Raw genomic sequence first — 22,103 nt, 5'->3', positions numbered from 1 at the left:
ACTTTCGTTTGTGTCTTAATTGTTATAAAAAATATTAAAAAAACACTTGGTAAACGTTTAACTAACGTGTATATTTTAACAATACGGTGACAAGCTTAAATTTTAGGCTGTTTTTGAGCTTGCAAATACACACTTAACATACGGTTGGGGATACATAATGAAAAATTCAATCAAATTAAGCTTATTAGCTTTGGCTGTTTCACAAGTGCTTAATGTACAAATGGCACAGGCAGCTGAAGATGCACAAGAAAATACAGCAGAAGATCAAGACATTGAAGTTATCGCAGTTAAAGGTTTTGGTGGTGCGTTAGGTAAAGCTTTACGTGAAAAACGTTTTGCTTCATCTACAGTTGAAATTATTTCATCGGACGATTTAGGTACATTACCAGATGTTAGTATTACTGATTCTTTAGTGCGTTTACCTGGTATTGCTGCTTCTCGTGACCGTGGTAACGCTAGTCGAATCTCAATTCGTGGTATGGGTCCAAGATTAAATGTGGCGACTATGAATAACCGAGAAATTGTCTCGGCTGAACCAAGCCGTGATGTACGCTTTGAGCAATTTCCGGCAGAGCTAATTGACGGGGTTGAAGTATATAAAAGCCCATTAGCAACTAAGGCTGAAGGTGGTATTTCGGGTTTAGTTAATATGAACTTTGTTAGCCCTCTATCAAAAGATAAACGGTTAATCAATTTTGGTGCAAGCTATATGTACAATACATTAGCTGATGATTTACCGGATGCTGATGGCGGCGGATATAAAGCTAATTTTAGTGTTGTTGATCAAGTTTCAGAAAAATTTGGTTATGCATTTGGTTTAACCTATCAAGATCAACCTTCGATAGAGAAAGGTGTTCAATCATGGGATTACAATAATGGCGTAAACCGTGGTGACATGAATGAAAATGGTAAAGTTGAAGATGCACCTTGGGGTGTAATGGCCAAAAGTAAACGGGGGCAAAATGAGCGTACCGGTGGTTTACTGATTTTAGAATTTCAACCAACTGAGTCGTTAAATATTAAAGGGGATCTTTTTTATTCACAATTTGATATCAAAGAATTAGATGACCAGCAAGGCCCAAATGATCTAGGTAATTGGGCTGATGAGGAAAGTGGTCCTACTGGATTTGGTTATGATGCATATCATAATGCTGATTTAAACCCTGTGATTGAAGACAGTGGTGATGGTTCAGAGCAAGTTATTGCCGGTGTACAGGAATTAGGTGGTGCTCAGTTATCTATTCCGAAGTGGTTTCAGAAAAATGAAATGCTAAGTGCTGGAATTAATGTGGAGCATATTGGAGAAATCTGGACAACAAAATTCGATATTGGGATGTCAGAAGCCAGTATTGAATCTGTATGGGTAAATATCGAACCTTTATATGTTGGTGGTGATTATTTAGTTGGCTTTAATGCTTCTGGTGATAAAGCTCAGCCTTTAATGGTTGGTGGAGTTAATGACCCGGCCAACTATGCGTTTAGTGCGCAGCAGGAAGTTTGGTATGAAACTTCACCAGATGTTTGGGAGCCAACAATTGAAACCACTTATGCAACCATGACAGGTGACAGTCAAAGAGAATTAACTGATGAAATGGGCAATATCAATTTAGATTTTGAACGTGATTTAGACTTTGGTGTGCTAAGTAAGTTTGCATTTGGTGCACGTGTTACAGACAGAACTAAAGAGAATGTTCAATTAGCAAATTGGACAAAAACAGCTAATGTTGATCATGGTTTAACCGATTTTGGTGAAGCATATTCAATTGGCTCTGATTACGCGTTTGACCCATCTGTATTTGGTAATGATCCAGCTTGGCAGGCATTAGTTGATAAATATCAAATTACGTCAGACGATCTTGAACCTCATTTATATACTTTTAAAAACTGGGATAAAGTTGCAAGTGCAGCTTTTGATGGACGAACAGCTCCTGAAGATACTGCGGTTGATAATATTTCGTCATGGAAATTAAAAGAAAAAAATACTGCTTTATATGTTCAAGTTGAAATGGTTGGTGATTTAGCGGGTATCCCTTACTCAGGTAATTTTGGCGTGCGCTATGCTAAAACAGAAGTTGAATCATCAGGCCATGAAATGGTGAGTAATGGTTGGGTTCAGGCAGATGATGGTACATGGTATGAAGAAATCGTTGTTTCGCCAACTACAGTTGAGCATGAATACGATGAATTTTTACCGTCACTAAATATGATTTTTAATATTACCGATGACTCTCAAATTCGTTTCGGCGCTGCTCGAACTTTATCTCGTCCGCCGTTATTAGAAATGAGAACTGGCTTTAGCTTTAGTAATCAAACTAACCCGCCAACAGCAAGTGGTGGTAATCCAAGATTAAATCCGTATATCGCAAACCAAATTGATTTAGGTTACGAATATTACTGGGGCGATAATTCTACTGCATCAATTAACTATTTCTTTAAAGATTTACAGTCACATATTGGTTTAACCGAAGGTACATTAAGTTTTGACGGCCAAGACTATGCTTTTACCGGTACGATGAATGGTGAAGGTGGTGTAATTCAAGGTATTGAGGTTTTATACCAACAGTCGTTTGATATGTTACCAGAACCATTTGATGGTTTAGGGATATTTGCTAACTACTCATATACAGATAGTGATGTTAAAGAGTTCAAACCAGAAAGCAATCCATACAATTTAGGTGGCTTGTCTAAACATATTGGTAGTGCAACACTTTGGTATGACAAAAACGGGTTTGATGCACGTTTCTCTGTCAACTATCGTAGTGAATATACAGGTGTAAATAGCTGGGATCCTCAGCTAGTTAACTTAAATTCATCTGAAACAACAGCTGATGCAAGTATTGGTTATTTTGTCACCGAGAATTTAAAACTGACTTTACAAGCTCAAAACTTAACTAATGAGTCATCAGAAAACTATTGGGATAATGACTATTCAAAACCAGCTTATAGTGTTGAATGGGGTCGCCGTTATTTAGTTGGCTTCCAATATTCAATGTAATTTAACTGAGTTTCAACTAAAGGGGGATATACCCCCCTTATTTTTAATCTTTCTAGCGCACTCAATTGATTTAATTGATTAACCTGTTTTTAGTTTAATTAATATTATTGAGGTTTTTAACACAATCCAATTGCCATTTGGCAATGTTGTAATGAGGATATAGATTGTGAATAAACTTATTTATAATGGCTTAGCACTTGCAGTTGCAGCAAGTTTAACTGGTTGTATTAACTCAACGCCTTCTACTAATACCAGTGATACGACTCAAGTTCAGCAAATACAAAACCAAGCTGTCAAAATTAACTTTAATCAAAATTGGCAATTTGCTAAAAGCGAACAAAATTTAGCGAATGACAAGCTAACAGCCCTTAACTGGCAAACTGTGGGTTTACCGCATACGCCAAAAATTGAACCGCTATTGGTTAATGATCAATTTCAGGGTTATGTCTGGTATCAAAAGAATATTGAATTTAAGCCAGAGTGGCAAAATAAAAAGGTATTAATCCGTTTTGAAGCGGCTATGAATATTGCGGATATTTATTTAAACGGTGAAAAAATTGGCCATCACAAAGGCGGTTATTTACCTTTTACGCTAGATTTAACCGATAAATTACAAGCAGGTTCAGATAATACCTTATTAGTAAAGTTGGATAATACCGACAGTGATATTACGGGTCCTAAACCTTTAGATATTTTAGATTTTAATACTTACGGTGGTTTATACCGTGACGTTAATTTATTGATTAAAAACCCGCTCCACATTACCGATGAAATGCTGTCAGCTACTCAAGCCGGTGGTGGTATTTTTGTGACTTTCCCGCAAGTTGCTAAAGCGCAATCAAAAGTAAATGTACAAACTGAAATTGCCAATGATAGCCAGCAAGCGGCTAGTTTTGATTTAGTTCAGCGATTAGTTTATCAAGGTGAAGTGGTTGCTGAAGTTAAACAAAATAAACAGTTAGCTGCTGGTCAAAAAGCGCATATTAATCAGCAAGTTTTAGTTAAAAATGCACAGCTTTGGTCGCCTAATTCCCCTAATTTATATCAGTTAGAAACTCAAATTTGGCAGGATGATAAGTTAGTTGAAAGCAAACAAACTCAAATTGGTATTCGTGAATTTAAATTTAACGATAAACATGAACTGTTAATTAATGGCGAAAAAACCTTTTTGCGTGGAGTAAACCGTCATCAGGAATATCCGCATGTAGGTTATGCAACTTCACCAGAAGCAGATTACCGTGATGCAGTGAAAATAAAATCAGCCGGTTTTGACTATGTGCGTTTATCTCACTACCCGCACTCACCTGCATTTATGCAAGCTGCTGATGAATTAGGTTTGGTATTAATTGATGCGATTTTAGGTTGGCAGTACGTTAATGAAACACCTGAATTTGAAGCTCAGGTAGTACAAACTTGTCGCGATATGATCCGTCGTGATCGCAATCATGCCAGTGTATTAGCATGGGAATGCTCATTAAACGAATCTTGGATGAAAGATGAGTTAATTGCCAAGTTTAATCAGGCGGTGGATGATGAATATCCAAACTCTTATTCTGCGGGCTGGCAGTTAGGCTACGATATTTATCTGCAAGCGCGTCAGCACAGAATGAAACATTACGAAACCCCTACCTATCCTTACAATGTATCTGAATACGGTGACTGGGAATACTATGCGCAAAATGCCGGTTTAAATCAGGATAGCTGGGCAGATCTAAAAGAAAGCGAACGTACCAGCCGACAGTTATTAAGTGCCGGCGAAAAACCATTATTGCAACAAGCCACTAACTTGCAAGAAGCACATAACGATAACTTGCAAGTGCCAGCTTTTGCCGATGGTTATTGGGTGATGTTTGATTATAACCGTGGTTACGCTGACGATTTAGAAGCCTCGGGTATTATGAGCATTTATCGGTTGCCAAAATATAGTTATTACTTTTATCAAAGCCAGCGTGATGCTGATATTCAGTCTGATGCTTATCAGTCTGGTCCTATGGTACATATCGCCAGTGAGTGGACAGAAAACTCATCGACTAACGTGCGAGTATTCAGTAACGCAGAAGAAGTTGAACTTTGGTTAAATGATAAATTAATTGCTAAACAACAGCCAAATAGCGATAAATTATCGACTCATTTACCACATCCGCCGTTTGAATTTAAGCTAGCGGAATTTAAACCGGGCAGCTTAACTGCAAAAGCCTTTATTGATGGTAAACAGGTTGCAACACATCAGGTGACTACACCGGGTAAAGTTGCAAGTGTTGAGTTGAGTTTAGATACCAGCACAGTTGCTGCGGCGGCTAATGATGTTGTATTTGTATACGCTAAGTTGTTGGATCATAAAGGTAATTTGGTTCCGGCTAATGGCGTTGAAATTGAATTTAGCACTCAAGGTGATATTGAGCTGATTAATCCGCAAACTCCGTTTACCGAGCAGGGCATTGCCACTGCGGTGATTAAAACGGGCAGCGATTTTAAACAAGCTAAAATTACCGCAACCAGTAAACAGTTTAATGTATCAACGGCTGATAACTTGTTTTAAGTAAATTATTGTTGAGAACTTGAATAAAAAAGCTGAATTTAGGTAATTGGATTCAGCTTTTTTTATCGTGACTTTATTGTAACAACCAGAGGTTACAACATGAAATTAAAAACTTTTTCTAAATTAAAGCTTTCTTTTGCTTGCGCGGCAGCGCTTGTATTTAATGCGCCTGTAGCGGCGTCAAATAGTCCAACTTATGTTGAAAACGGCGTTTTAAAATGGACAAACGGCGATGAAGTTGCCTTGTTTGGGGTAAATTATAATGTGCCTTTTGCACATGGTTATCGGGCGATTAAACGCGCAGGAATAGACCATAAAAAAGCGATTGATATGGATGTCGACCATATTGCCCGCTTGGGGTTAACGGCTTATCGAATCCATATATGGGACAGACAAATTAGTGATCATCAGGGTAATTTATTAACCTTAAAAGACGGTAACGATCATCTGGATTTATTTGATTATGCGGTTAAAAAATTTGCTGAAAAAAATATAAAAGTGGTTATTACCACAATTTCGTGGTGGGGTAGTGGCTGGCCTGAACCCGATCCAACCGAGCCGGGTTTTTCAAGCCTATATGAAAAGTATCAAATGAATCAAAACCCAGAGGCAATCAAAGCACAGCAAAAATACCTGACTCAATTTTTAAATCATGTCAATCCGTATACAGGCAAAACATACCAGCAAGACGAAAATATTATTGCGTTTGAATTATTTAACGAGCCAAAACATACAGCTACACCGCAAAAAAGTGCGGCGTATATTGAAAAACTAATTAAAACAGCAAAAGATGCAGGTGTGACAAAACCTTTGTTTTATAACACCAGTGAACAAGGTTATGATCCTGACTTTGCCAAAGCGTTATGTGAAACCAGCATTGATGGTGTTGCTTTTCAGTGGTATCCAACTGGATTAGTTAAAAACAGCCGTTTTAACTCCAATGTGCTGCCGATTGTTACCCGTTATACTAACCCATTTGCTGATATTAAAGCCTGTGACAATAAAGCCAAAATGGTATATGAGTTTGATGCGGCGGATATTGACAATGCTTACACCTATCCTGTTATGGCACGAAGTTTTCGCGAAGCGGGATTTCAGTGGGCGACACAATTTGCTTATGATCCGAGTGTAATTGCGCATACCAACTCTGAGTATAATACCCATTATCTCAACCTGCTTTACACACCTAAAAAAGCGATTAGCTTAATGATTGCAGCCCAAGTATTTACTCGTCAGCAAAGATTAGCAAATGCAGGAAGCTACCCTCAAAATAACCAGTTTGGTGAATTTAATATTGATCCGGTTAATAATTTAAGTGAACTTAACAGCGACACACATTTTTATTATTCTAACTCGACTCAAAGCCAGCCGGTTAATCCGAAAAAACTGCAACATATTGCCGGTACAAGTAACTCTAAAGCGGTTCAATACAGCGGTAGCGGCGCTTATTTTTTAGATAAACTTGATAGTGGTGTTTGGCAGCTTGAAGTGTATCCAGATATGCAGTTGATAGAAGATCCTTACCAAAACTCAAGTGAACATCGTGAAGTTCGTCGTTTGTTTCAAACCGAACAAAATATGAAACTAGAGCTAACTGGATTAGGTAATTCATTTTATATCAAAGGGCTGAATGAAAATAATAATTTTCAGACACAAGCAAAGTCGGCTGAATTTAAGATTAAACCCGGTATTTATCTGTTAAGTAAAAAGCAGTCCGTTGACTCAAATATTACGGCAAAAATTGATACTTACTTTAATTTACCAGAGTTAAGTATAAAACAGCTTAACAATACTCCACATCATCATCCAATTACGGTATTTCATCAGCCACAGCGTGAGATTAATCAAGCGGATAAAAAAGTATTCAAAGTTCAGGTAAGTAGCGAGCAAACCATTGAATCAGTTGAACTTTGGGTTAAATACAAAGGTCACAGAGACTTTACCGCGCTACCTATGCAACAAGCCGATGATCATTGGTATCAGTTAAACTTGCCAAATACTCAAGACTGGAATAAAGCTGGCCAATTAGAATATATGTTTGTGGTAAAACAAGCTAATCAAACCACGACTTTACCGGGTCATATTAAAGGTAAACCGTCTGATTGGAATTTTGTTGCAAAGCAGAATACCAATAACTTCCCATTATATTATAAAACCAATTTAAAACTTAAAGATGCACCTGTTACTTTATTTGATGCTAATCAGGTACAAAATGCGTTTGTATATCCGGCGCAAGCTAAAGCACAGTGGCAATACGTGAGTGGTCAAATGGGTAATGGCTTAGCGATTCAATTATCGATTGACGGTTTAGATAAAACCCATAACCCGCTATTGAGAGCGACCTTAGCGGAAGATAATGCAATGCAGCATAGACAGTTAACTGGTTATAATACTTTGGTTTTAAAAGCGAAATCGGCAAGTGTGGCTGAGCATCTTCAATTTGCATTATTAAATAAACATGGGTTGGCTTACGGTGCAAGCGTGAAAATAGGTACAGATTGGCAATATGTGTTAATTCCGCTGAATAAACTAAAACCTGTCGATACAATTTTACCTCAAGCTTACCCTATGTTTATGCCGTCGGTTTACCCTGCTAATAAGGTTAAATCTCAGACTTTTAGTACAGATGACTTAACTGATATGCAGGGGTTCCAGCTTTCGTTTGATGCAAGTAAAAATTCTAACTTAAGTAACTGGCATGCAGTTGAAATTGAATCAGTGAGTTTGATTAAACGCTAGTTTTTTTATTGCGTAGTTTTAAAGTCGAAAAATCGAACGTTAGAGTCTCGAAAATTAATTATTTTCCTTTGTGTAGGAGATGGCAAAAAAGGCTTACAATGGATGTTTAGATTATTTATAAACATTGATTTAAGCCTAAATCAAGTTGCAGATATATTGTCAAATATGATTAAAATGAACAGAATAGTTAGTATTAATTAGGGGGTATGTAAATATATACTGAAGGCTTTTATATGCTTTGCTACTTGTATTTTTTTTCTGGGATATTAATTGACTCAACCTTGTGACTATAACGATGAATCTAACTTTTCTAAAGTTATTGATAAAAAACAAAAATATGCCTTAGGTCTAGGTTTTTTTGCAATATTTTTTGCGAATCAAGGCATTGGCATTTTGGCTATCCCTTTTTATCAAATGACACTTGCGGTTGATCCGTTTCTATTGAGTTTAGCCATGACAATTCCGGTGTTACTGGCAAGTTTTATTGGTCCGTGGGTAGGACATTTCTCTGACCAATTTTATAGCCGATTTGGCCGTAGAAAACCTTTTATCCTAGTGTCATCTTGCTTGTCACCAGTATACTTTGGCATGATTTGGATGGTGCCAGAATCTTGGTCTGAAACGGCACAGTTAGCTTATTTTTTTACTTTCTCATGTTTGTTTCATTTCAGCGTTACCTTCTTGGTGGTTCCCACAACATGTTTATCATATGAAATCACCTCAGTTCCCAAACAAAGAACGCAAATAATGGAAATTACTACATACTTCGTAAGGTTAGCGTCATTAGTTTATCATTGGGTGTTTCCGTTAACTCAGTTGACTATCTTTAGCAGTGTTTTTGTAGGTGTGCGTTTTGTAGGTTGGGGAATGGGTTTATTTTTCATTGGGTTTTTAGGCATGTTGCCTGCTTTGTTTGTGAAAGAAAAAAATGCAAATAATGATAAAGTTAAACCTGATCGATACTTGTTAAATAAACCAAACTTTAAAAAAAGCATTCTAGAGGTACTAAGTTACAAGCCGATACTGATTTTATTTTGTATTTGTATTACGCAGGTATGTGGTGCTGCGTTTGCAGCAAGCTTTGATTATTATTTGATTGTTTATTATTTATATGATGGTGACTTAACTCAAGGTTCTATTCTAAAAGGCGGTTTGTCTAGTGTTCATGCTATTTTTGGTATTTTTAGTGCTGCGGTAATTTCTTATGCTGCGCAAAAATTTGGAAAAAAAGATGTATTACAGTGGGTATTTGTTATAACCATTTTCGGTGGTTTTGCTAAGTGGTTTATTTTTAATCCAAATTATCCTTGGTTGGTTTTACTAGATGCGATTTTATGTGCACCAATATGGAGTGCAATGACTATTATTATACCTGCTATGTTAGCTGACTTAGTAGACATCGATCGATATAAAACTGGATCTAAGCGAGAAGGTGTTTTTGTGGCTTTGTATAATTGGGTTAATAATTTTAGTAGCGCTGGAGCTATTATATTGGCTGGAGTGAGCCTAAATATTATTGGGTTTAATGCGGATTTAGCTGCTCAACAAAATGAGATCAGCATATTATTAATGCGACTTATTCTTGTTTTTGGCACCGTTATTTTTGCGTTGATTGGACTGTTATTATTACGTTTTTTGAAAATACCGCGTTAAACGTTTACCAATTGGCTATTTTTGGATAACATTTGTGATATAGCGATACATAATAATACTAGATGGTTGCTATTATCAGTCGGTTTTGATTCCTAGTTCAAGTATTTGCAGAGGTTTTTATGGTTACAATCAAGGATGTTGCAAAAGTTGCCGGTGTTTCAACCGCTACAGTTTCCCGTGTTGTGCATAACGGTGGGCACGTTGGTGATGCATGTCGCTCACGGGTTAAAAAAGTTATTGAGGAATTGGGGTATCGTCCAAATATGAATGCACAAGCGTTAGTAAAAAGAAGCACGAACACACTGGGGGTCGTCACTCCCAAATTGTCTATGTCATTTTTTGGTACTTTGGCGTGTGGTGTGGAAAAGGCAGCAAAAGATCAAAGCTATAAATTGATAATGAGTAACTCGTTATATGAAACCCAGTCCGAATTGGATGCAATCAACTCGTTACGAGATCACCATTGTGATGCAATTATTCTTCATAGCGAATATTCAGATGAAAAAACCTTGATTGATTTAGCGGAAAAAATACCAGGCTTGGTTTTGATTAATCGTTATATTCCTAAAATTGCAAACCGTTGTGTCTGGCTAGATAATGAGTCAGCAGCCAAGCAAGCGACTCAGTATTTGGTAGACAAAGGCCATAAAGACTTTGCTGTCGTTACCAGTATATATCAAAATAACGATCCCGAAATTCGGTTAAGGGGTATTCAAGACACGTTGGCGGCAAATGAATTGCAGTTACATAAAAACGCTGTTAGGGAAGCTACTGCCAATTTAGAGGGAGGGGAGCAAGCTGCAAAAGAACTATTAGCAACAGGTGTCAAGTTTACTGCCTTGATTGCTTATAATGATTTAATGGCAATCGGTGCTATACATACTTTATTCGATGCAGGAATTCGAGTGCCAGAAGATGTATCTGTAATTGGCTTTGATAATTTGTCTATTGCTAAAGCTTGTCGCCCAAAATTGACAACTATGCATTACCCTATAGAAGAAATGGCTCATTATGCAGCTGAGCTTGCGATTAAATTAAGTGATACAAGCAAAGCAGTCTCAAATCGTACCCATCTATTTTTATCTGATATTGTTGAGCGTGATTCAGTTTCTATCATTCAATGATTTCTTTCGCTCTCAGAAATCTGGAATAAAAATCCACTAGTCTTGTTAAAGTTAGATGAATTAGGTAAAACCATATTTAATCAATTATCCAGCTAAAATCCGAACTCTGTTGAGGTGATTTTTTATTAAATATGAGAGATTAAGTAAAAAATTAAGTACAGAAGATAGGGGGTAAAATTTACCCCCAACATTACTTTGTTTATTTCACTTTGTTCACTGTGTAATAAACAATTGGCACACTTGGACTGCGTCCTTTTTTATCTTTTAGCCCATTGATTTGAAATTTAACGACTTTACGTTCATTTAAGTTGGTTTCAAATACTAGGCTTTTACGATCGTCTGACACTTTAAGTGATTTTACCGGCAACCTTTTTTCATCTTGCTTAGGTGAGCCATATCGGCTGGTGTATTCGTATCCCCATTCGATAATATCTAAGGTCAAATTATCAGCAGATGACTGAGTAATGGCTTCTGTAAAAGTGACTTTAAATCCACTTTTAATCATTTTAACATTGAGTATTTCAAATGGGTTTGTACCATCCCACACGACTTTTTGTAAGCCAAAAGGTTTACCGCCTTTTGAATACCAACCTCTTGCTGTTTGACCAACCCAAAGTTGACCTTTATTATCAAACTCTGTTCGGATATTGCCACTTTGAAAACCATCGATAAAGTTGATAACGGCGCCTTGGTAAACATCATTTACTTCATCCAAGATCACGCGAAACACATTTGATTGCGTTTGATCACCAATAAAAATTTGTCCTTCAAATGGTCCGAATTGGCCTTTTGTTATATTCCATTCCGGGTTACCAGGTGAGTTCGCAACTTCTAAGTGTGGAAACCAAACGACCGGGTATTCACGCATTTCATCAAATAATTTGAAATTCTTTTTCTCTTTTAAAATTTTCTCAACCGTCCAGTCAGGGTGATCTCGCAAGCTAACTGGGTGTCCATAAAAAGCGTCTTTTTTCAGCAAATGTAGTTTAGATGTTTCAACCCAGTCACCCTGATTATCTGTAAAAAATAATTCGTTGTCTGGACTAATTCCTATTCCGGCTGGTGATCGCAAACCATAAGCATAAGGCACAAATTTACCTTTGTTATTAACTTGGTATGCCCAACCACGATAACCGCCAGCTGTGTCCATTGCGCCAATACTTAATGAATCAGGGACGCCATGACCAAGGTTTAAAGTGCCATAGTAGTTACCGGCTTTATCTTTCACTGGGGCAAAATTAAACTCATGATAATTATCGTGAAAATCCCACTGACTGGCCATGTTAATATAACGATCGGTAATCCCATCGCCATTATCATCAATTAGACGGGTCAATTCGGGTTTATGCCCAACGACTAAGCTGCCATCGTCATCACATAGCAGGCCTGTTGGTTCATGTAGGCCTTCTGCTACTTTTAACCATTGTTCATTTTTGTAACGCCAAACATCCCCAAAGCGCGTTGCAACAAAAAGCGTTCCTTGTTGATTTGAATCCATTCCAGTGACATGAAAACGCACATCGTTGGGTGTTTTAATGGTTTCAATACGATAGCCATCCGGTATATAAGTGGTTTTGGCGGCCTGTGAGGGCATTACCCATGTAATCCCTAACAAAGCTAATCCAGTCGCTAGTTTAGTTACTCGAATGCTCATGATTAATTTGCCTTTTTGCTAATTTTTATCTGCCATTGCTGGCTGTTTTTATCTAATATTAACGCTTGATTGTTCATACTGCCGCCTTGGACATTTACGTTAAAGTTATCGCCTTTAGGTAATTGCCACTTAGTCAGTCTGTTTAAATCTCCAGATATCACTTGGTAGTTCAATGTTAAGCTATTACCGTTTTCGCCAGTTGCGCGCATCTTGAGCTTTGTATTATCGTGCCAAAAAATAAATTCAGGCGCTTTTTCATTTACATGATATTGTTCAAAACGGCATCTAGTTTCGGCAATGGGAGAAATGACTTGAGGATTTTTAAATACCCAGTCTCCCAAAATAACAGAACCGTCTCGTGCGCGACCTTCAACATTGGGCCCCACGTTTATAAAGTCGCCAGTCCACATACCTACAATAGAGCAAGTTCGTGTATTAAAGGCATAATTAACTTGTTTCGGTAGACCAACCGAGATCGAAAATGTAGGTAAATCAACCACTTTTTTACGAACTAATCGAGCATGCTGGTCGGCTTTTAGCGGTATAGTCGCGTTACTTAAAAACTGCTTACCCGATACTGAAATACCATATAGCTTCTGGGTCATACTTTCATTGGTTACAAAAAAATTCACTTTTTTATTCAGGTTTTTAGCTTGACCAATGCGATAGTATCTCAATAAAAACTTTTGTTTACCGGGTTTTAGCGTCCAGACTCTTTTTTGCCAGTGGTCCATATCCATGGGCACTTTTTCGCCGTCGATAAATAACTCAGTTCTATGTTTGTAGTTAGTGGTGGCATGCAAACGAGAAACATCTGTCGGTGTATATAAAGTACCTTCAAATTCAAGCACAAAATTTTGAATTTCAGGCAAAGCAAAATCAATTAAATTATTTGGCACTGGCCCTGATTTTGCTGGTTTAGCATTAACCGGTAAATGATAGTCAGACTGTTTTTCTTCAGTGGTAACGGGATAGATGCGGTATTGTAAGTTAGCCAAACCTTGTCGGTTTGAGAGTACGTAAGCCACAACTTGTTTGAGTTGTTGGGGTTGATAAATAGCACCAAAACCAGGCATACCTTGATCAATAAAACCATTAAATACGTTGTGATAAATTTCGGCCGGTTTATCACCATGTATCCATTCTTCATCTTTTAAATTAAAACCCGTACCGCCGCTTAGATCTTTAGCGTGGCAAGCAGCACATACCATTTCAAAAGTTTGTTTGCCAGCTGACAGGGCTTTGGGATCTTCGATTAACTGCTTTATATCATTACTCAATGAATCAGCTTGAACAGCCCAGCTACTGACAGCCATTAACCCAGCCAAAAGCTTAATAGTGCGTGCTTTTTTATAAAATGATGTGTTAAAAACTACCACGGTTATCTCCGGAATAAATTAATAATTCACTATTACATTTAATAGTTAACATTTAAATGATACACGATTGACGCAGTAGATATAACATTTTATTTCATTAAGTTAAAATCATGTTTATTTATTAGATTGCTATTTTAAGTTAAATTTTGAGCTATGCAGATCTTAATATGAGAGCGCTAGTCATTAATCCAACTAAAATTATATGACTTTTAAGACCTTACAGTCATTTTACCTAACATGACGATTTAGCTTTGTACCGCTTGAGATTAACAAAAAAAAAGTTAAACTATTTGCTTTGACTAAGATAACTGGAGGTATCATGTTAAGCTGGATTTCAGAGTATCAAGGACCATTATCTGTATTGATTAATGCTGGCATGTTAGCAATTTGGTTACTCTATGCTCAACTACTACTGAGTGATTATCGCCGCAAAATGAGGCCTAAAATACTGATTAATCAAAGTTTAGGCACAGCATTAAAGTCTCGTTGTTTAATATGTAATATGAGCGAACAATCATTATATGTTTCGCTCGTAATCGCGGAGCTAATTACGAAACAAAAAACATATAGGTGCTCAGTTACAGATCTTGAGATAACTCATGGGGATAAACATACAAGTACCACAGTGCAAGGTCCTCTTAAAGGCGGCGCTTATCGAGATATGGGCGAGTTTAATAATATTATCCAGCGTGTTATTGGTCTCACAAGTGAAAATCAAGATCAATCCATCATAGAAAAAGATCACACATTAAGACTTTACGTAATTGGTTTATATGGTTCTGAAGATCAGCCAGTCGGCGCAGTGAGAGAATTTCGTTTTGGAAGAGACGACAATGAAGATTTATGCCTTAATCCAACAAATATTCATACCAAAAACTTAACGGGTAAGCGAAACCAAAAAGAAATTAATAGCTGGCTCGAAAATTACTTGTAGTGATTTAATCTAGGTATTAATCACACATTATTGATTTTTTTATAAAAAACTTTGAAAAGTAATTAAAATCACTGGTTTGAAAATGAGCCTATTCTAGCATGACCATCATAGCGCTAATTTTTATGTTGATGACAAGGGTAGGCTGTTATCCTTAGCTTTGTCCATAACTAGGTTAAGTCATCAGTTAGATTTATTAATCAAGCTAAGTTGTCTGAGATACCTAAGTCCAATCAAGTATATTTTCGGGATCAACAAATACCCATATCTTCTATATAGCTTTGTATGATTACTTAATGTTGTTTATTCCCTTATTCCCTTATTCCCTTATTCCCTTATTCCCTTATTCTACTTTTCTGACTCATGAACGCAGCATTTGAACAGGGTGCCAGACAGTGCCGGTTTTGGCTGTTGTTCCCCCCCCCTTTTTACATCGGCACTAAAATTGCTATCTATATCAATAAAGTTTTATTAAATAGCATGCGAAGCTTATTTCTAATGGCTAGCAGATATACCAGCTAAAAAAAATGAAATAATTACTTAGCAAACGGGAAATATTTACTAAATGAATAGCGCTGAAACGATTTTTGATCAAGAAGATATTTACACGACTAAAAGTACCGCACGATACGCAGCTCCTATTGTTGACTATGCAAATTACTATCGAGCGTTGCACGAAGCAATTGCACAAGCACAGCGTAGTATTTTTATTGTTGGGTGGGACATCGATAGTCGAATTCGTCTGCTCAGAGGAGATGAAGAAAAAGCTTCTGAGTTGCCCTCAGTCATTAGTGAACTTATCGCTTTAAAAGCTAAAGAGAACCCAGATTTACAGGTGTATTTATTACGTTGGGATTCTTCGCTCGCTTTTTTTGGAATGCGAGAGGTTTGGGCCAAAGAAGTTTGGGATGAGAAAACACCAAGTAATGTCCATACAGTGCTAGACAGCAGCATTCCGATGGGTGGAAGTCAGCATCAAAAAATAGTGATTATTGATGATGAATTAGCGTTTTCGGGTGGTATGGACGTTGCCGTTCACCGCTGGGATACACGTGAACACCGCATAAATGAGCCAGAACGTGACGATGGCGATGGGCGTTATGGGCCATTTCACGATGTTCAAATAGCGGTTACAGGCCCTATTGTGAAAAAATTGTCTGAGCTAGTACGTTGGAGATGGAATCGATTAGTTGAGAAACATAAACACATTACCGAATTAACTGCGCAAGAAAATACGCAGGGCCTTCCTTCTTGCTGGCCAAAAAGTGTAACGCCTATTTTGGAAAATATTGATTGTGCAGTGTCACAGACTGTGCCTTTTATGGACGATGTAAAGCCTGTGCAAGAAGTCAGAAAAATGCTGCTTTCATTAATTGAACAAGCAGAAGAATTCATTTATATAGAAAATCAATTTGCTAACCGGGGTGAAATTGCTGAAGCATTAAATGCACGTCTAAAGGCTTGTCCAAATTTACGTGTATTGTTAGTGAGTTCTTATCAACCAGTAGGTGCAGTGGAAACAGAAGCTTATTGGGCTGGACGCATAGATTTTAAACAAATCCTAGAAAACGGTATCGAAGATGAAAGAGTACTTGTTGCTTATTCAGGCTCAACCAATGAAGACGGAATTAAAGGACAAAAACGTGTTCATGCTAAAGTGATGGTCATTGATAATACACACTTTGTGATTGGTTCTTCTAATTTAACGAATCGTTCGATGTCGTTAGATACAGAGTGTGATCTGATTTTTGCGGCATCTAACAATACTCACAAAGAGCAAATAGCATGGTTCAGAAATGATCTTATTAGCGAGCACTCGGGCTGGTCGGTAGATGAAGTTCAAACTTTCATAGATGGCGAAAACACATTTGGTAAGCTTACCCAATGCAAAGAAAAGTATGCGTATTGCCTCAAAGAGGCCGACGACCAAATATTTACTGATCAAAGCTTGCAACAAATTTTAACCCCTATTGGCGATCCGCAAGAGCCAATAGTTCCCTCAATCCCTTTACCAAATGGCAAACGATTTTCAATTCCAAATCCAAGTAAAAGTGGATTATTGATTACAGCGGCTATTGTTATTATTGCCTTGTTGGTTGGTGGGGGATATTTATTGAGTCAAAATGTTGACTGGATGAGCAAAGATTATTTGCAATCGTTACTCACATCTGTGCGTGATAGCCCGTGGGCGTTTTTTGCCGTGATTGGTATTTACGTTATTGCGGGTATTTTATTTTTTCCGGTAACAGTGCTTTCCCTAGCTGTTGCCATGGTTTTTGGCGCTACCTGGGGTGTGGTCTACGGGATGGCGGGTGTAATGGCTAGTACAGCGGTATTATTTTTAATAGGGAACTTGATGGGTGATAAGGGCTTACGTGATTTGGCGGGTCCAAGAATAAATAAAATTGATAAAAAGTTTGCTCAAAATGGCATTTTTGGGGTGGCTGTTATTAGGATGATTCCAATCGCGCCATTTAGCTTGATTAACTTAGTAGCAGGCATTTCATCTATTAAATTAATGCATTTTTTAGCTGGGACCTTTTTAGGTATGTTACCGCCAATGATCGTTAAAGCCGTTGTTGGTGGGTCTATTGCGGATATATTCCGAAATCCAACCCCTAAACATATTGGCTTTTTGGTCGGTGGTATAATCGCTTGGTTTTTATTAGCTTACGGGTCGCAACGCCTAGTGAATTATTGGCAGGCTCGGCAAGCAAAAAAACAGCCGAGTAAAGAAGACAAATCTTCACCTATTAAAATGCAAGACCAAATATAGAGACCTATTTACTAATGTCATTAAAAATTATTTCGTACAATATACATAGTGGCGTAGGGGTTGACGATATTTTTGATTATCGTCGAATCGGTCAATTTCTAGCACAACAACAAGCAGATATTGTTTGCTTGCAAGAAATGGATTTACGTAATCCAGATTTAGATAAAGAAGCTCAAATAGACTACCTTAAAGCGGGTTATTTTTCTGACTTTATCGCATCGCCGGCTGTTTTTACCGAGTCAGGTTGGTATGGCAACGCAATTTTGTCGCGCTTTTCACATCTTTCCCAGCGTTCTCTTGATATTAGTGTGGATACTCGACAGCCACGAAACATTCAGGATGTCCTATTTAATATAGATGGCCATCAACTGCGTATTTTAAATACCCATAAGGGCTTAAAATCATATGAACGATTGGCACAATTTACTCAATTAGAAGCTGTGGTAGATAATTTAATAAATGTCGACGATGTGCCATTTTTAGTTGCGGGTGATTTTAATGAATGGCAATTGTTTTCTCGCAGTTTACGTAGGATTAATCGGCAATTACGCTCCGTGAGTTTAGGTGCAACGTTTCCTAATCGTTTTCCTTTGTTTAAATTGGATCGTTTCTGGTGTCAGCCAAGTCATTTAGTGCAGCAAGCTAAGGTATTAAAAACCCCCGAAACTAAGGTGTATTCTGATCATTTTCCGATACAGGCTGAGCTTAAATTTCCACTTGAAAATGTGCGTTTAAAATAGCTTGAGGTATTGAATAATGCGGGCAATTTCAGGGTAACTTTTGCATATTAAACGGTTAGAACGCTTAAAGACGATTAAGCTGTTTTGATAAAAATAAGGAGCATTACCTTTTATGGCATCTTCGCGTACTAGTACACAAAGCTTAAAAGGCTTTCTTGATAGCCTTAAACGCTCGGTTTTATTAGTTAGCGTAGCAATCTTAAGCGTTATTTTTATCGTTTGTGCTTTTTTGAATCCTTGGTGGTTAATAGGCTTGGTGTTTACCTTACCGTTATTCATCGTAGGGGTTTTTGATCACTACCAAACTAGATGGACATTAACCCGAAACTTTCCATTGGCGTCGCGTATTCGCTGGATTTTTTATGATCTGCGCCCCTATCTTCGTTCTTATATTGTTGAGGGTAACTTAGAGGGAAAACCCTTTAGTTTAAAGGCTCGTGATCTTGTTCACGCCCGAGCTCGAGGTAAAACTGATACTCGACCTTTTGGTACTGAACTTAACACCAACTCGCCTGAATACGAATGGCTCAACCACTCCATTATTCCGATTGAAAATCCAGATGAAAACCCGCGTGTTAGTGTCGGTAATGAGCAGAGTTCAACCCCTTATAGTGCATCTATCTTAAATATTTCTGCAATGAGTTTTGGTGCGCTTTCTGCGCATGCGGTTGAAGCGTTAAATAAAGGTGCAAAAATTGGTGGTTTTTACCAGGATACAGGTGAGGGTGGTATTAGTCCGTACCATCAAAAACACGGCGGCGATCTAGTGTGTGAGCTTGGCTCTGGTTATTTTGGTTGTAGAAATAATGACGGGACCTTTAACCCTTCTCGCTTTGCTGAAGGAGCAAGCCAAGCACAAATTAAAATGACCGAAATAAAACTCAGCCAAGGGGCCAAACCGGGGCATGGCGGTTTATTACCTGGCGCTAAAGTTACCGAAGAAATAGCTCGAGTTCGACAGGTTACAGCTTATGAAGACTGTCAATCACCGCGCGCTCATTCGGCATTTTCGACCCCTATTGGGTTATTAGAATTTGCCGCTAAAATGCGAGAGCTTTCGGGAGGAAAACCTGTGGGTATTAAATTGTGCGTGGGACACATTCATGAAGTTTTTGCCATCATGAAAGCGATGCACAAAACCGGCATTTATTTAGATTATATTGTTGTCGATGGTGGCGAAGGGGGAACAGGTGCAGCGCCTTTAGAGCTATCAGACTACGTAGGCATGCCGCTTACAGAAGGGTTAATTACAGTACGAAACGCATTAGTTGGTACGGGACTACGCGACAAGGTGCGGTTGGCCGCCAGTGGTAAAGTGTATTCAGCAACAGGACTGGCACGCAATTTTGCCATAGGAGCTGACTGGTGTAATGCAGCTCGTGCTTTTATGTTTTCTATTGGTTGTATTCAGGCTCAGCGCTGTCATTTGGGTACTTGTCCTACGGGTATTACCACTCAAGATCCTGGTCGCCAACGTGGTTTAGTGGTCGATGTCCAAGCTGAGCGTGCGGCCCGTTTTCATCAAAAAACACTGGTAGGTTTAAGCGATATTATCGCCTCCACGGGGGTAACTCATCCCCGTGACTTACAGCCTCATCATATTATTCACCGTTTAGGGGATACCGATTCAAAAATGATTGACCGCATTTATAGTTTTCTACCCAAAAACATTTTATTGGATGCCCCGGAAGAAACTTATTATGCAGAGTGGTGGAAGGCCGCGTCGGCAGACAGCTTTGCACCTCAAATTGATTTGGCACCTATGCGTGACAAAAATACACAAGCTGAAAAACAAGGAAGCATGCTATGAAAAAAACAGTATCTGAAGTTATTGTTGATACGCTCGTTAATGCAGGCGCAAAACGTTGTTACGGAATAGTGGGCGACACCATTAATCACCTTACCGGCCATATAAGCAAATCGAAACTTCAGTGGGTGCACGTGCGCCACGAGGAAGTTGGTGCTTTTGCTGCAGGGGCCGAATCTTATTTAACTCAAGAATTGTCGGTGTGTGCGGGTACCACAGGCCCAGGTAGTTTGCATTTTATTAATGGTATTTTCGAGAGCCATCGAAATGGTGCCCCTGTGGTTATGATTGCCTCTAACATTGATCGCGCTGAAGAGGGGTTTAACTTCATTCAAGCGGTAGATCAGAAAAAAATTTACGAACAATGCTCATTTTTTTGTGAACGAATTTCTCATCCTGAGCAAGCTCGCCGTGTTACAGCAATGGCGGCACAAGCCGCTCTTGCCTGTAACGGAGTCGCTGTTATTGTGGTTAATGGCGATATGTTTAAAGAACATACCGCTGATGACTTGCCTTGGGCCATTCATCGGCCCAAAACACTTGTTCGCCCAGTAGATAGCGAGCTAAAAAAATTAACTCAGCTAATAACTGAAGCAAAGAAAATAACGCTTTATGCTGGTATTGGTGCGCGCCACGCTCACGATCAAGTAATCGCTTTAGCGGAATGCTTAAAAGCGCCAGTGGCTCACACCACGCGAGCTAAAGAATTCGTTGAGCCTAATAATCCTTACAATGTCGGAATGACAGGTATTTTAGGGAACCGCTCCGGACTTGAGGCAATGACTGAATGCGATCTTCTTATTTGCTTGGGTTCTGATTTTGCCTACACACAGTTTTATCCAGAAGACGCTAAAATTGTCCAGATAGATATAAATCCGACAAACCTTGGACGACGTACGCCAATACATTTAGGTTTGCAAGGAGACGTTGGTGACACGATTAATGCGCTTTTAGAAACGCTTGAACCGCGCAGCGAACGAGGTTTTTTAGATAAAATGTTAAAACGCTGGCAAGAGGACAATAAAGCTTATTTCGACCGTGCCAACGAGCCTGATAATAGCTTGATTCATCCGCAGTTTTTAACCCAAACACTTAATAAATTAGCTGATAATGACGCAGCCTTTACCGCTGATGGTGGCACGCCTATGGTATGGCTGTTACGGCATTTAGAGGCTACTGGAGAACGCAGTTTTTTAACCAGCTTATTGCACGGTACTATGGCAAATGCTTATCCGCAGGCCATTGGTATTTCTAAGGCCTACCCCGAACGCCAAATAATAGCCATGTGCGGCGACGGCGGTTTGAGCATGTTAATGGGCGATTTGCTCACACTTGTACAAGAAAATACGCCAGTTAAACTATTGGTATTTAACAACGGAACGCTCGGCTTTGTAGAAATGGAACAGCGCGTTGAGGGGATGCTAGATGCTTATACCGAGCTGAAAAACCCAGATTTTAGTTTATTGGCAAAAAGCTGTGGCTTATATGGTGCACGAGTAGAAAAAGCTGACGAGTTGGAAAGTGCAATGCAAGAATGGCTTGAACATGATGGTCCAGCACTTTTAGATGTTAAAGTGAACAATATGGAGTTAGTGATGCCACCCAAAATTGAGGCTGAACATGTAGCCTCTACCGCATTATTTGGTTTAAAAGCCGTATTAAATGGCAAAACCAGTGATGTTTACAGTTTGCTTAGGAATAATTTTTGGCGTTAATGATTGATTGGAATCATACTTTAAAGTGAATTAGCCAAACAAATTAAAAGG

Annotated in this window: 12 protein-coding genes; 10 read left to right on the top strand and 2 right to left on the bottom strand. The window is 38.5% G+C overall.

All coding sequences use genetic code 11. The annotated features are described in order from the left end of the window. Positions 1–157: 157 nt before the first annotated feature. The 5 genes from OLW01_RS15200 to OLW01_RS15180 all read left to right on the top strand — a co-directional run bounded on the left by OLW01_RS15200 (position 158) and on the right by OLW01_RS15180 (position 11,050). On the top strand, positions 158–2,995 hold the full coding sequence (locus tag OLW01_RS15200) for a TonB-dependent receptor (RefSeq protein ID WP_268076365.1): 2,838 nt from the start codon (positions 158–160) through the stop codon (positions 2,993–2,995). A gap of 166 nt (positions 2,996–3,161) precedes the next feature. Next, positions 3,162–5,534 (top strand): glycoside hydrolase family 2 TIM barrel-domain containing protein, encoded by a 2,373-nt coding sequence (locus tag OLW01_RS15195; RefSeq protein ID WP_268076364.1) that lies wholly within the window; start codon positions 3,162–3,164, stop codon positions 5,532–5,534. A gap of 99 nt (positions 5,535–5,633) precedes the next feature. Further along, entirely contained in the window at positions 5,634–8,273 is a 2,640-nt protein-coding gene (locus OLW01_RS15190; protein ID WP_268076363.1) for a glycoside hydrolase family 5 protein, read from the top strand. A gap of 270 nt (positions 8,274–8,543) precedes the next feature. Continuing rightward, positions 8,544–9,926, top strand: a complete 1,383-nt coding sequence (locus OLW01_RS15185; RefSeq protein ID WP_268076362.1) for an MFS transporter — start codon at positions 8,544–8,546, stop codon at positions 9,924–9,926. A 119-nt stretch (positions 9,927–10,045) separates the two neighbouring features. Next, positions 10,046–11,050, top strand: a complete 1,005-nt coding sequence (locus OLW01_RS15180; protein WP_268076360.1) for a LacI family DNA-binding transcriptional regulator — start codon at positions 10,046–10,048, stop codon at positions 11,048–11,050. A 199-nt stretch (positions 11,051–11,249) separates the two neighbouring features. Here OLW01_RS15180 and OLW01_RS15175 read toward each other — a convergent pair whose 3' ends face one another. Next, the gene (locus OLW01_RS15175) at positions 11,250–12,704 is read right to left on the bottom strand and encodes a PQQ-dependent sugar dehydrogenase family protein (RefSeq protein ID WP_268076359.1); all 1,455 of its coding nucleotides are present in this window, start codon (positions 12,702–12,704) and stop codon (positions 11,250–11,252) included. 2 nt (positions 12,705–12,706) lie between these two features. Next, positions 12,707–14,083, bottom strand: a complete 1,377-nt coding sequence (locus OLW01_RS15170; protein WP_268076358.1) for a c-type cytochrome — start codon at positions 14,081–14,083, stop codon at positions 12,707–12,709. A 319-nt stretch (positions 14,084–14,402) separates the two neighbouring features. Between OLW01_RS15170 and OLW01_RS15165 the strand changes: the two genes are divergently transcribed. The 5 genes from OLW01_RS15165 (at position 14,403) to OLW01_RS15145 (ending at position 22,052) form a co-directional block, all read left to right on the top strand. Beyond that, a complete protein-coding gene (locus OLW01_RS15165; RefSeq protein ID WP_268076357.1) occupies positions 14,403–15,017 on the top strand; it encodes a hypothetical protein in 615 nt (204 codons plus the stop codon). A gap of 562 nt (positions 15,018–15,579) precedes the next feature. Then, positions 15,580–17,790, top strand: coding sequence for a VTT domain-containing protein (locus OLW01_RS15160; RefSeq protein WP_268076356.1), 2,211 nt, complete (start codon positions 15,580–15,582; stop codon positions 17,788–17,790). A 14-nt stretch (positions 17,791–17,804) separates the two neighbouring features. Continuing rightward, complete coding sequence (locus OLW01_RS15155) at positions 17,805–18,530, top strand: endonuclease/exonuclease/phosphatase family protein (protein WP_268076355.1); 726 nt, start codon at positions 17,805–17,807, stop codon at positions 18,528–18,530. 112 nt (positions 18,531–18,642) lie between these two features. Then, positions 18,643–20,340 (top strand): FMN-binding glutamate synthase family protein, encoded by a 1,698-nt coding sequence (locus tag OLW01_RS15150; protein WP_268076354.1) that lies wholly within the window; start codon positions 18,643–18,645, stop codon positions 20,338–20,340. Beyond that, entirely contained in the window at positions 20,337–22,052 is a 1,716-nt protein-coding gene (locus OLW01_RS15145; protein ID WP_268076352.1) for a thiamine pyrophosphate-dependent enzyme, read from the top strand. The genes OLW01_RS15150 and OLW01_RS15145 overlap by 4 nt, the downstream gene beginning before the upstream one ends. Positions 22,053–22,103: the final 51 nt, after the last annotated feature.

Origin of the sequence: Catenovulum adriaticum (assembly GCF_026725475.1) — a bacterium.
Lineage (GTDB): Bacteria > Pseudomonadota > Gammaproteobacteria > Enterobacterales > Alteromonadaceae > Catenovulum > Catenovulum adriaticum.
Note: the sequence above shows the minus strand (reverse complement) of the source record. Positions and strands in the feature narration are given on the sequence as shown.